General features: G+C 32.1%; 14 protein-coding genes, 1 other RNA gene and 1 riboswitch. Of the genes, 1 reads left to right on the plus strand and 14 read right to left on the minus strand.

The genetic code is table 11. The features are described from left to right. Positions 1-2: 2 nt before the first annotated feature. From Q1K37_RS00280 to Q1K37_RS00330, 11 genes are all read right to left on the minus strand, one after another. The gene (locus Q1K37_RS00280) at positions 3-695 is read right to left on the minus strand and encodes a YggS family pyridoxal phosphate-dependent enzyme (RefSeq protein ID WP_300408124.1); all 693 of its coding nucleotides are present in this window, start codon (positions 693-695) and stop codon (positions 3-5) included. Positions 696-703: 8 nt separating this feature from the next. After that, positions 704-1,918, minus strand: a complete 1,215-nt coding sequence (locus Q1K37_RS00285; RefSeq protein ID WP_300408128.1) for an HlyD family efflux transporter periplasmic adaptor subunit — start codon at positions 1,916-1,918, stop codon at positions 704-706. Positions 1,919-2,029: 111 nt separating this feature from the next. Beyond that, positions 2,030-3,022, minus strand: a complete 993-nt coding sequence (gene trpS / locus Q1K37_RS00290) for a tryptophan--tRNA ligase (RefSeq protein WP_300408131.1) — start codon at positions 3,020-3,022, stop codon at positions 2,030-2,032. Positions 3,023-3,145: 123 nt separating this feature from the next. Continuing rightward, the gene (locus Q1K37_RS00295) at positions 3,146-3,307 is read right to left on the minus strand and encodes a FeoB-associated Cys-rich membrane protein (RefSeq protein WP_300408134.1); all 162 of its coding nucleotides are present in this window, start codon (positions 3,305-3,307) and stop codon (positions 3,146-3,148) included. Positions 3,308-3,310: 3 nt separating this feature from the next. After that, positions 3,311-5,440 carry a ferrous iron transport protein B gene (feoB, locus tag Q1K37_RS00300; protein ID WP_300408564.1) on the minus strand — a complete coding sequence of 710 codons (2,130 nt, stop codon included), beginning with the start codon at positions 5,438-5,440 and terminating at the stop codon, positions 3,311-3,313. After that, positions 5,433-5,669: a ferrous iron transport protein A gene (locus Q1K37_RS00305; protein WP_300408137.1), complete on the minus strand. Its 237-nt coding sequence runs from the start codon at positions 5,667-5,669 to the stop codon at positions 5,433-5,435. Before Q1K37_RS00305 ends, feoB begins: the two co-directional genes overlap by 8 nt. Before the next feature lie 118 nt (positions 5,670-5,787). Further along, complete coding sequence (gene tsaD, locus Q1K37_RS00310) at positions 5,788-6,807, minus strand: tRNA (adenosine(37)-N6)-threonylcarbamoyltransferase complex transferase subunit TsaD (protein ID WP_300408140.1); 1,020 nt, start codon at positions 6,805-6,807, stop codon at positions 5,788-5,790. After that, positions 6,797-7,243: a ribosomal protein S18-alanine N-acetyltransferase gene (gene rimI / locus Q1K37_RS00315; RefSeq protein ID WP_300408143.1), complete on the minus strand. Its 447-nt coding sequence runs from the start codon at positions 7,241-7,243 to the stop codon at positions 6,797-6,799. The genes tsaD and rimI overlap by 11 nt, the downstream gene beginning before the upstream one ends. Positions 7,244-7,248: 5 nt before the next feature. Further along, positions 7,249-7,920: a tRNA (adenosine(37)-N6)-threonylcarbamoyltransferase complex dimerization subunit type 1 TsaB gene (gene tsaB, locus Q1K37_RS00320; protein WP_300408145.1), complete on the minus strand. Its 672-nt coding sequence runs from the start codon at positions 7,918-7,920 to the stop codon at positions 7,249-7,251. Further along, positions 7,917-8,369, minus strand: coding sequence for a tRNA (adenosine(37)-N6)-threonylcarbamoyltransferase complex ATPase subunit type 1 TsaE (tsaE, locus tag Q1K37_RS00325; protein ID WP_300408147.1), 453 nt, complete (start codon positions 8,367-8,369; stop codon positions 7,917-7,919). Before tsaE ends, tsaB begins: the two co-directional genes overlap by 4 nt. Before the next feature lie 226 nt (positions 8,370-8,595). Continuing rightward, positions 8,596-9,171, minus strand: coding sequence for an ECF transporter S component (locus Q1K37_RS00330; protein WP_300408150.1), 576 nt, complete (start codon positions 9,169-9,171; stop codon positions 8,596-8,598). Between the two features lie 84 nt (positions 9,172-9,255). Beyond that, a riboswitch (FMN riboswitch) is annotated at positions 9,256-9,372 on the minus strand. 67 nt (positions 9,373-9,439) lie between these two features. On the opposite strand from Q1K37_RS00330, the gene Q1K37_RS00335 reads away from it, so the two are divergent. Further along, positions 9,440-10,723, plus strand: a complete 1,284-nt coding sequence (locus tag Q1K37_RS00335; RefSeq protein ID WP_300408153.1) for a M18 family aminopeptidase — start codon at positions 9,440-9,442, stop codon at positions 10,721-10,723. Positions 10,724-10,818: 95 nt separating this feature from the next. On the opposite strand, the gene rnpB is transcribed toward Q1K37_RS00335, so the two are convergent. From rnpB to Q1K37_RS00350, 3 genes are all read right to left on the minus strand, one after another. Beyond that, positions 10,819-11,145: RNase P RNA component class A (gene rnpB / locus Q1K37_RS00340), an RNA gene on the minus strand. Between the two features lie 104 nt (positions 11,146-11,249). After that, a complete protein-coding gene (locus Q1K37_RS00345) occupies positions 11,250-12,026 on the minus strand; it encodes a Nif3-like dinuclear metal center hexameric protein (RefSeq protein ID WP_300408156.1) in 777 nt (258 codons plus the stop codon). Next, positions 12,001-12,708 (minus strand): class I SAM-dependent methyltransferase, encoded by a 708-nt coding sequence (locus Q1K37_RS00350; protein ID WP_300408159.1) that lies wholly within the window; start codon positions 12,706-12,708, stop codon positions 12,001-12,003. Before Q1K37_RS00350 ends, Q1K37_RS00345 begins: the two co-directional genes overlap by 26 nt. Positions 12,709-12,710: the final 2 nt, after the last annotated feature.

Genomic DNA, 12,710 nt, shown 5'->3' on the forward strand with positions numbered 1-12,710 from the left:
TCCTAATTATATACTCTCTTTCCAAAAATATCCGTACCTATTCTTATTATATTAGCTCCCTCTTCAATTGCAACCTTATAATCATGGCTCATACCCATAGATAGGTATTTCATAGAAATATTCTTAAAATCTTTGTCTTTTAACTCTAAAAAGAGATTGTTCATCCTTCTAAATAATGGTCTTATCTCTTCTACATCCTCAACAAAAGGTGCTATCATCATAAGTCCATGAACTTTTACATGAGTAGTGTCCTCGACAAGATTTAAAAACTCGTCCAAATCCTCTAAATAAATACCAGATTTTGACTCTTCTTTTGCCAAATTGACTTGGACCAAGCAATTAAAAGTATAATCTTCCTTACTACCTCTTTTTTCCATCTCCTTTAACAGAGATTTTCTATCTAGAGAGTGTACTAGTTTTGTATTGTTAACCAAATATTTTACTTTATTACTTTGAAGATACCCAATCATATGAAAATCTATATCTAAATCCTTTAATTCCTCTTTCTTCTTGATGAGTTCTTGAACTTTATTTTCTCCAAAGTCCCTTTGACCATGATCATAGGCCTCTTTAACCCTAGCAGAATCTACAGTTTTTGAAACTGCAATCAAATTAATATCATAGTTTATGTTCTTTATTTGTCTTATATGTTCGATATCTTTTTTTATTCTATCAATATTATCGCTAATGCTCAAATTCTCACCTATTCTAATAATTCATTATCCTTTACTAAATTTGGATGTAAAATTACCTCATCATATAGCATTATAGTGCTATGTTTTTTACCTCCTAAGGAAATCTTAGAATTGTCCCCTATTGAAACATAGGTCTCATTATCATCTTCCTTAATTATTTCAACGGGCTTAAATTCTACAATTCCTGATGCTGTCTTCGTATATACTCCCCAAAGATTCTTTTTCTTAACTATAGCCGAATTGGGAAGGATAAAAGATTTTTTTTCATAATTTATCAACTGCGTTTTAATAAATCTTGTTTTTTCAACATTTTTAAAACCTGAGTTAAAATATAATAATAATTTAGTAAATTCCTCGTCTTCAAACTTATCTTCAATTTCTCCAGTTAAATAAGTTTTGTCAATCTTAACTTTTATAGAAGAACCTATATCATATTCCTTTAATAATTTAGAAGTCGGTATTTTCAGGTATAAATAGAAGAAATTGTTATTAACAATTTTTGTTCCCACACTTTCCTTCGGTTCCTGTGTAGTTTTTTCTAAATCAAAATCAAAATCCTCAAGGTCTATATTATAAGGATTCAATATATCTTCATATCCATCTAAGTTTTCACTTATTATACCAGGGACAGGAGACTTCATATTCTCACCGTTATTTTCCAAGACATTAGAGATTACTCTATACTTATTTTTTAAGTAATTCAACTCTTCTCTATTGTCAGAAAGGTACTGCCCAGAAGTTTCATCTAACTTATAAATTTCATTGAATTCAGAGTTCCTTATTTTTTTATAAATAACATCCTCGTTCATCAATATAACAGGTTCTTCTTTTTCTTCCTCGGCTTTATTGTCTTCGCTCTTTTTTTTCTTCATATATACATTTTCTTCATTATTTAACTCATCAAACTTTTTTTTAGCTTCATCTAAATCTAAATCCAGATTATTTTGAAAAGAGTTAATCGAGCCGATATTTGAATTGGCAGAAATTTTTGAATCATTTTCCTGCTCCTTATTAATAAATTCATTATAAGAGATTAAAAACTCTTCCCTAATCACAAGTCCAGTTACGGATATTGTATTTTCATAGTTATGAATATTGTCGATGTCAATTGTCTTCCCCTTAAACGCTTTTACATAAAAATTTCTAGATATGAGTATGATTATTAAAAAAACAATTATAAGCTGCGGGGAAATTTTTATGCCCTTTTTTCTCTTTTTCTTCATAAGATATTAATCCCTCTATTAAACTTCATTGCTATTATAACATAGTTAAGGTTGTATCAGAAATTGAGAAATTAAAAGTCTATCCCTTTTAAGCTTGTCTTGTTATAAATTTTAAATTTGGACAAATCCTACTTTTCTGTATACTTTCCTCAACGTTTTATTAGCCATATATGAAGCCTTAGAAGCTCCTTTTTCCATAACCTCTTCCAAATACGATTTATCTTCTATCAGCCTATTATATTTTTCTTGAATAGGTCTTAAACTCTCAATTATGACTTCTGCTAAATGCAGTTTAAACTGCCCATAGCTATCTCCCTCATAAGTTTGTAGAATCTTTTCAACTGGTTCTTTAGAAAATGCTGAATAAATATTGATTAAGTTTTTTAGACCAGGTTGTTTATCTGAATAGCAGAAATTGGCCTCAGAATCCGTTACAGCTCTCTTAATCTTTCTCTCTATAGTCTTAGGATCATCCAGCATTAAAATATAACTATTTTCATCTTCAGAAGATTTTGACATTTTTATATTGGGTTCTTTTAAACTATATATCTTACCTGTAGCCTTTTGAATCAAATTTTCTGGAACTTTGAATGTATCTGAATATTTGCTATTAAACCTTATGGCTAAATCCCTAGCAAGTTCCAAATGTTGTCTTTGATCTTCGCCTACAGGAACAAAATCCGTTTGATATAACAAGATATCTGCAGCCATCAATACTGGGTAAGTAAATAGAGCTGCATTTAAATTTTCTTCTGATTTTTGAGCCTTATCCTTATATTGAGTCATTCTTCCCAATTGTCCCATATATGAAATAGAGCTTAAAACCCAACTTAATTCCAAATGTTGATGCACGTGGGATTGAAGAAAAACGGTGGACTTCTCAGGATCCACATCACATGCCATATATACCGCTAGAAGCTCATAGCTTCTTCTTCTCAAATCCTTTGGAATTTGAGGAACTGTTATAGAATGTAAATCCGCAATAGCATATATACAATCATAATCTTCTTGAAGTTTTGCAAAATTTTTAATAGCTCCTAAATAATTACCTATTGTCAAGCCTCCAGACGGTTGAACCGCACTTAATACTACTTTCTTATTCATAAATCCTCCTAACAAATATTACTTACATTGTATATCATTTTCATAAAAAGAAAAAGCACAGTTGTCCTTAAAACTCTAAATTTAAGAAAACTGTGCCATACTTTTTAGTAAATCACAAAATTTTTATTTATTTTGCTTTAAATTATTCTTGTATTCCCTATGCGCTGGACAAGAAGTTACATTGCAACTGCCACATCCAGGACAAGTGCTTTTTTTCTTCTTCATATATCTCACTGCTAATACAATAATAGCAATAAGAATAATAGAAATTATAAATGTAGCCATTTATTACTCCTTACTTTTACTTTTATTAGGATCAGGCTTAAATAGTAGATATATAAATATTAAAGCAACTCCAATACTGATATATGTCCAAATATTAAAGCCATCTCCCAAAACAATTACTCTACCAAATTGATAGATCATCAACGAAATGCAGTAAGCAAAAACAATTTGATATCCTAGGGCAAATAATGTCCACTTTGTATCTTTCATCTCATTTTTTATAGCCCCAATAGCAGCAAAACATGGAATTGAAAGTTGGTTGAAAATCATAAAGCTAAGGGCGGAAACAGAAGTAAATGCAAGATTTGCATAGTTTATCATATCAGCAGACTCTGCAGTTAAATCCGCGCCAATTCCCGCAACTAAACCGTAGGTACTTACTACAAGTTCCTTTGCCACAAGTCCAACAACTGTGGAAACAGCCGCTAGCCAATTACCAAATCCAAGAGGAGTAAATATTGGAGATATTACTTTCCCTATACCCTCTAAGATCGAATGGGAGCTTCCTGAAAATTCATGAAATTCGCCAGTTAAACTAAAGTTCATCAAAAACCATAGTACAACCGTTGCAACTAGAATAATTGTCCCCGCTTTAATTATGAAGGATTTTATTCTAGTCCATGTCACTTTAAAAATATTACTAAATTTTGGTGCATGATAGGATGGAAGTTCCATAACAAAGGGAGTTGTGTCCCCTACAAACATAGAAGTCTTCTTCAGTATCAATCCACTTATTATAACTGCTAAAATTCCTGCAAAATAACATAATGGAGCAAACCACCACTTTCCAGCAAAAACAGAAGCAGTCAATAAAGCAATTATTTCCGTTTTTGCGCCACAAGGCATAAAGGAAGCTACTATAATAGTCATCCTTCTATCCTTTTCAGACTCTATGGTCCTAGTGGCCATAATACCAGGTACAGAGCATCCCATCCCCATTATGATAGGTATGAAAGACTTTCCCGATAATCCAAGTCGTCTAAAAATCCTGTCTAGAATAAAGGCAATTCTAGACATGTATCCAATATCTTCCAATAGGGCTATAAATAAATACAATGCAGCAATTACTGGTAAAAAGCCAAGTACAGATCCCACACCATTTATTATCCCGTCTACAATTAAACTGACTAGCCAAGGAGCTGTATCAACGGACATTAAAAAGTTTCTTGTATTTTCCCCAATTATTTCTGCAAAAAACACTTCATTAACCCAGTCTGTAACAGGTCCTCCAACAATTTTCATCGCCACATAATAAATGCCTGTCATTATTAGAATAAATATAGGAAAGGCTAAAATTCTATTTGTAAGAATCTTATCGATTTTGTCAGAGGCACTTTCACCTTTATTGCTTTTAGTTAAGGATTTTTCTACAACAGAAGAGACAAAGTTATATCGCTCATTTGTAATGACTCCTTCACCATCGTCTTCAAACTCCTCAAATAATTCTTTTTGGACCCTTTCTAATTCGACTCTATCCTTTTCATTAAGTCCTAATTTTTCGATTATTTTTTTGTCGTTTTCAAGTAATTTTATACTGTTCCATCGATAATCGTTATCAGTTTCTTCTATGACTATTTTATCTCTTATTTCATTTAATTTACTTTCAACATTTTCGTCAAAAATTACATACTCTTGCTTTCCTCTATTCACCCTATCAATACAAATTTGCATCAGTTCATCAATACCGGTTCCCTTTAGGGCAGAAACTGTAGCAACTTCACATTTCATGTATTTTTTTAAGGATTTGATATCTAGTTTTAATCCAGTCTTCTCAACTATATCCATCATATTTAGCGCTATTACTACTGGTATATTTAGCTCCATAAGTTGAGTTGTCAAATATAGATTTCTCTCTAAATTCGTTGCATCTACAATATTAATTATCAAGTCTGGCTTTTCATCTATAAGAAAATCCCTGGAGACAACCTCTTCTGGTGAATATGGAGAAAGGGAATATATCCCTGGCAAATCTACAATTTTTATTTCCTTATCCTTTAAATAGTATCCTTCTTTTCTTTCAATTGTAACGCCTGGCCAGTTTCCAACATATTGATTGCTTCCGGTAAGTAGATTGAAAAGTGTAGTCTTTCCACTATTTGGATTTCCAGCTAAGGCTATGGTCATTTTACTCATCAATCTCTTCCTCCACGTCAATTATTCTGCCATCCTGTCTTCTTAAGGTCAGTTCATAACCCCTTAAAGTCATTTGAACAGGATCACCAAGGGGAGCTACTTTTTTTATAAATATTCTAACTCCCTTTGTTATGCCCATATCCATTATTCTTCTACGGATAGGTCCTTTTCCATTTATTTTTTTAACTATGTAAGTCTTACCGACTTTAACATCTGATAATGTAATCACTTAATCCCTCCTAGTCGTCTTAATCTAAAACAATCTAGGTATTAGTATAACGTATTAGATACTAATTATCAATACCATTGATATCATGTATCAACATTTAATAAAAGTAAGGTCCACCCTACTCATTTAACTCTAAGTTAGGATAGACCTTTAAATCCAATTCATCTCTTTTGCCAGATATATAGTTGTAATATGCAGCAGAACCTATCATAGCTGCATTATCGGTACAAAATATCTTTGTTGGGTAGTACAATTTTACTCCATTGTCATCACAAACACTTTGCATTTTCTCAATTAACGAAGAATTTGCAGCCACTCCCCCGGAAATAATAAATTTATCCATGGAGAAGGACTTAATCAATCTCTCTGATTTTTTGACTAAAACGTCCAATACAGCTTCCTGGAAACTTGCTGCTACATCATCAATATTGATTTGTTCTTTCTTTTGATTTTTTTGGTTTAAATAATTTAATACTGAAGTTTTTAAACCACTAAAACTAAAGTCATAGGTGTTGTCATCTATGAGAGGTCTTGGAAAGTTAATAGCTTCTTTGTTTCCATTTTTTGCTCTTTTATCTATTTCAGGTCCTCCAGGATAGGGCAATCCCAAGGCTCTCGCAATTTTATCAAAGGATTCCCCTGCGGCATCATCCTTAGTTCTTCCCAATATCTCGATATTTTCATAATCTTTTACATTGACAAGGTAAGTATGTCCTCCAGAAACTACCAATCCTCCAAAAGGCGGCTCTAAATCCCCATGAACTAAATAGTTAGCACATATATGCCCCTCCATGTGATTAACTCCAATTAGGGGTATATTTAAGCCATATGAGATAGCTTTTGCAGCCGATATACCTACTAAAAGTGCTCCAATCAAACCAGGACCTTTAGTGCATGCGACTACATCCACATCCTTAAAGCCTATATTAGCTTCCTCTAAAGCTTCTTTAATGATATGGTTTATACTCTCAAGATGCATTCTACTTGCTATTTCCGGCACTACACCACCAAAAACTCTATGAGTATTTATCTGAGAAGAGATAATATTTGATAAGACTCTTCTCCCGTTTTCTATTACGGCTACAGAGGTTTCATCACAGGAAGTCTCTATAGCCAAGATTTTTATTTTATTCTTCATCTAAATCTAACCTCATTAACAATCCATCTTCAGATGGATTTGAATAATATCCCTTTATTCTTGTAAGTAGCTTAAAACCAAATTTTTCATAAAGTCCAATGGCTTTATAATTAAATTCCCTTACTTCCAAAGTTATTGTATTTACATTATTCTCATTACATATTTGAATAATTTTTTTAATTATAAAATTGCCTATACCTTCTCCCTGATATTTTGGTCTTACTCCCACACTATATATATCACAATCATCAAAGATCATCATAATCCCAAAATAGCCTACGAGTTCATCATCTTTTAAAACCAAGTAAAAATGATTGAATTTATTGTCCAAAAAACTGACAAATGATTCATAGGCCCAAGGAAATTTAAATATTTCCTTTTCCATCACTGCAACGTCTTTGATATCTTCATATTCCATTTTCTTAACTCTATACATAATACCTACTTTTCTAAATCCCTCTGGGCTTGAGACTTTCTAATATATTCCGGTTTAAGATCCAAATAGTCCTTTGTTGCAATATCCCTTTTGTCATAGGCAATTTTACAGATATTAGAAGCTATATTTGTGCTCATATTTTCAATATATCTATATCCTTTTTCAAATATCTCTTCTTTAAAACTATCCACATCGCCAACAAAAATATATTCTTCATTTTTTTTGTCTAAATCTATTAAAAGGTCTTCAAAATAAATTAAATCTTCTTTTTCAAGCTGCCTTAAATCTTTATCTATCCATTGATAGACTCCATAATAGACTCTTCCACCACGGGCATCGATTAAAGGTATAATTTTCTTTTCAGTAAAAGTACCTTTGGCGATAGCTTCCAAAGTGGAAACTCCAATAATATTTTTATCAAAAACCATAGCCAAAGTCTTTGCAACTGTCATACCTATTCTAAGTCCAGTAAATGAACCAGGACCTTTTCCAACGGCATAATAATCTACTTCTTCAGGGCTTAATCCCAATTTGTTCAACAATTCCTCTATCATGGGAACTAGAGTTTCACTATGAGTTCTCTTTTGATTTACATTAAATTCCCCAATAATTTTTCCATTTTCCATCACACAACAGGATGATATCATTCCAGATGTGTCTATCCCTAAAATATTCATTGTAATTCCTTAATTAATCTTATTTCCTCTCTATTATTTCCTCTTATTTCAAACCTACGACCTTCTAATGAAGTCTTGTCGATATAAATTTCAATTAAATTTCTAGGCAAATAGCTTTTTGCACGCTCTGCCCATTCAATTATGGTAATGCCTTCAGGATAAAACAAATTATCTATATCTAAAGTTTCCATTTCTGATTCATCTTCTAGTCTATATAAGTCCATATGATTTATCGTATACTTTCCCTCGTAACTATTGACTAAAGAAAAAGTCGGACTGGTGATATAATCTTCCACACCCAAATTTTTTAACAAATATTGAGTAAAAGTAGTCTTTCCAGAGCCCATCTCCCCAATTAGAGATATAACATTTCCTGGTATTAAAAATTTAGACAGATTTTTTGCAAAATCTTTTGTATCTTCTAAGCTTTTAGATTCAAATTTAAACATTACTAACCCCATCAATAAATAATTCATAATCTGTGTGATAATCCAGCGTTGTTTAAAGGATGGCATATATAAATAAAATTGACAAAACAAAAAGCTCAATTAAAACTTAGCCTATAGAATAGTAGTCTTTGTGTCCACATATATAGTAAGTGGACCATTTCTACAGTGAGCTAAATTTTTTGAGCTTTATATTTAATATGCAAAATTCTAATAAGAATTTTTCATCCTATGCTCTATTTAAATATTTTTCAACTGGCTTGATCAGTCCCAAAGCTACAATTGAAGCGAGAAATCCCTTAATAATATTAAAAGGAATAATTGAAATCAATAAAAAAGTAACAGTGTTTTTAACTAGTGGGTTGATTTTCGAAAAAGTTTGAGCATATTCTGGAATTTTCAAACCATAAAGTGGAAATATCACAAAATAATTGCTCAACGCCGCAAGTATTGACATAGCAATTACTCCAATTGCCAAAGAGACAATTGCATTCTTAACACTCTTATTCTTTCTATATAGATAAGAGGATGTGCATACCAACGCACTGGACACTATTAAATTAGATAGCTCACCTATCATTCCCGTACTAGTTGATTGTACTATCAACTTTACTATCAACTTAATTATTATAACATAAAACCCTGCCAATGGTCCCATTGTAAACCCAGCAATTACAGCTGGAGCTTCTGCAATATCTATGTCCATAAAAGGCGGAAACATAGGTAGAGGGAAGTGTAATGTCACCATCAATATTCCTGCTATAGCACCTAATAGTGCTATTCTGATCAACTTTGATAAATTCATCTTTTCCTCCTAAAATTTAGGGCTTTATCAAACGAGTTGACAAATAAAAAAGCCCCATATTCCTTCGGGGCTAAAATATAAAAATTAATTCTTCTTTCATCCAGACTTTACTGTCGGTTTTGGAATTTCACCAAATCAACCCATGATGGGCTCGTGGACTTTACCACCGGTGAGGAATTGCACCTCGCCCTGAAGATATTTTTATTATATCATAAAAAATACAAAACGTAAATTTGAATTGATGTTACAATATAAACGAGGTGATTAAATGAACAAATATGTTGATGGACTTATGGAATTTATCGATAAAAGTCCTTCCGTTTACCATGTAAACCAAAATTCTATAGAGATGTTGACTAAAAAAGGTTTTAAAGAACTGAAGAGATCACAGAGATGGGAGATTAAAGATAATAGTAGTTACTTTACTTCCATAGGAGATTCGGCAATAATAGCCTTTACTACTGGTAAAGTATCTAAATTTACTCATTTTAATATTGTTGGGTCTCATAGTGATTCACCTACTTTTAAAATCAAGCCAAATCCAGTAATTATAGAAAAGGAAAAATATATTAAACTAAACACCGAAGTATATGGTGGACCTATTTTAAGTACTTGGTTTGATAGACCACTTTCCATAGCCGGTAGAATTTCTATGAATTTAGAAGGAGAAATAAAAAGTAAATTAATCGACTTTAAAAGACCAATAATAACAATCCCAAACCTTGCCATTCATATGAATCGCGAGATAAATAAAGGCTATGAATATAACGCACAAAAAGACACTTTACCTATTATGGGATTGGTAGTAGAAGAGCTTGAAAAGGAGAACTTTTTATTAAATCTTATATCTAAAGAATTAGAGATCGATAAGGATAATATATTGGATTTTGATCTATTCTTATATGATACTACACCTGGATGTTACCTGGGCCTTAATGAGGAATTTTATTCCATTGGGCGAATAGATAACTTAGCTATGGCCTATGCTTCTTTAGATGCACTTATGACGTCAAAAACAAGTTCTGCAATAAATATGGTACTGATATCTAATCATGAAGAGATTGGATCTATGACAAAAGAGGGAGCGGATTCCCCATTCCTTCGCGACACTTTGACAAGAATTGTATTTGCAATGGGAGGAGATTTCCAAGACTTTGATATTGCAATAGATAAGTCTTTTATGATTTCTGCAGACCAAGCCCATGCACTTCATCCAAACTATGTTGAAAAAAACGACCCTACAAATTATCCGATAATTAATGAAGGACCGGCTATTAAATCCTCTGCCAGAATGAGCTATACATCTGATAGTATATCCTCAGGATATATAAAACAAATATGTAAGGACAATAATATACCTTGTCAATATTTCGTTAATCGTTCTGATATGCCAGGAGGTTCAACAATAGGACCAATAAATAGTTCTCATTTGAATATAAAATCAGTCGACATCGGCTGTCCTATTTTGGGAATGCATTCCATTAGAGAACTTGGTGGTTGTAAAGATCAGGAATATCTCTACGATTTACTAAATAAATTTTTCGAAAAATAGGAAGATAAAATTGAAGCATCCATCTAAAACTCAAATTGAGTAATTGATGAATGCTTCTTTTTTTATAATCGATAATCTTAGATTATATTTTAATTTTTATGACCAGAAAATAAGCCGTGTTCTGTATTTGATAATCATCTGTCTAGTCTCAAAGTTACCTTTGAGTTCAAGCGATCTACCTACGGTGTGACGAGCAGCCACAACAATTCCTCTTGATCTTGCACCGAATGGGGTTTACATAGCCACTTAGTCGCCTAAGCGCTGGTAAGCTCTTACCTCACCTTTCCACCCTTACCAATAAAATTGGCGGTATCTCTCTGTTGCACTATCCTTAGGGTCGCCCCCACTGGACGTTATCCAGCATTCTGCTCTATGGTGCACGGACTTTCCTCGTTATTTCACGCGATTATCTCTTCTGCTCAAGTCTATTATAACATATTTTTTCTAAGTAAATTTTAAACTTACTGTGAAGTAACCCTTCATTCAAAGAAAATTACATATACAATATGGGCCTCAATAAAAATCATCAAATGATTTTCCTATTAGAAACGTCAAATCTATAGGTGAATATAGGTTCTTCTATTATTTTTGAAAAATACTTCAGTAAGTAGTTTGTCGATTCTATCTCTGAATTATAATGTCCTATATCTAAAATAGCCAAATTATTCTCCATCGCTTTTTGACCATCATGATACTTAATATCTCCAGTTATCAAAAGATCAAGTTCCAGTTGAACAGCTCTATCAATGGCGAAAGAACCACTTCCACCTACTACACCAACTCTACTTATAACTCTGTCTAAATTCCCATAAATTATAAGATTTGGAAGGCCAAGAAGACCCTTTACCTTTTCAGCCCAGTTTAATAATGTCTGTTTTTCTATCACACCAAACTTGCCAAGGCCATTTCCAATTTCATCAACTGGTAAAAGTGTTTGTATATCCTTTAGCTCTAATCTATTTGCTAAAATATCAGAAACTCCAAAGCTTACCTTGTCGAAATTGGTATGGGCTGAATAGACTGTAATTTTGTTCTTTATTATTTTTTCAAGGATTTTGCCCCTAACACCATAAAAATTTAAGGACTTAATGCTTTCAAAAAAGAAAGGGTGATGTAAAAAAATAAAGTTACAATTTTTTTCTATTGTAAAATCTAACAGCTCCTTTGATAAATCTAAGCCTATTACAATCCCCCTTAGACTTTCATTTGAAAAATCTATTTGAAGTCCTGAATTATCCCAATCTTCTTGTAAATCTAACGGACAATCTTCTTCAAATTTATTTATTAGGTCTATTATCTTCAACTTCCTTCACCACACTTACGAGACTTTCTTTTCTTCTACTCAATAGTTCTAGCTTATCAGTAGATTCTTCATGACTTAAAGTCCTTATTTCGTCAATTATTATGTCTATTTTTTCAATATTTCTTTTTAAATAAGTCAAGAGATTTTTAGAACCCTTATTTATTAAAATCCTTCCAAACTCATATTCTAAATCATTATCATAAACTTCTAATCCACACTTAACTTTTAAGATCTGATAATATTTATCTTTCTCATAGACATCTGATTCATCAACTATGACAAAACCATTTTCATGAAGAAACTTTCTTAAATGCTCTATATTGTTATTTCCCTGAAGAATTAATGTGTTTGCGGACTTTGCGATTGATATACTTTCAGAAATTATCTTTGATATCAATATGCCTCCCATTCCGGATATTATAATAGTATCCACCTCAAAGGGTTTTAAAGCCTTTAAACCATCGGAAACCCGTGTCTCGATATTATCATAAACATAATTGTTTTCTATTTTAGATTGAAGTTTATAAAGTGACTTTTCACTAATATCAACTCCAATAATCTTCTTCGACACTTTATTCTTAGACAAATATATTGGAACCAATCCATGATCAGTTCCAATATCTGCAACAATTGAATTGTTATCTACAAAATCCACAATTTCTTGTAATCTATCTTGAGACATAA

Origin of the sequence: Lagierella sp., from assembly GCF_029983815.1 — a bacterium.
GTDB lineage: Bacteria > Bacillota > Clostridia > Tissierellales > Peptoniphilaceae > Mediannikoviicoccus.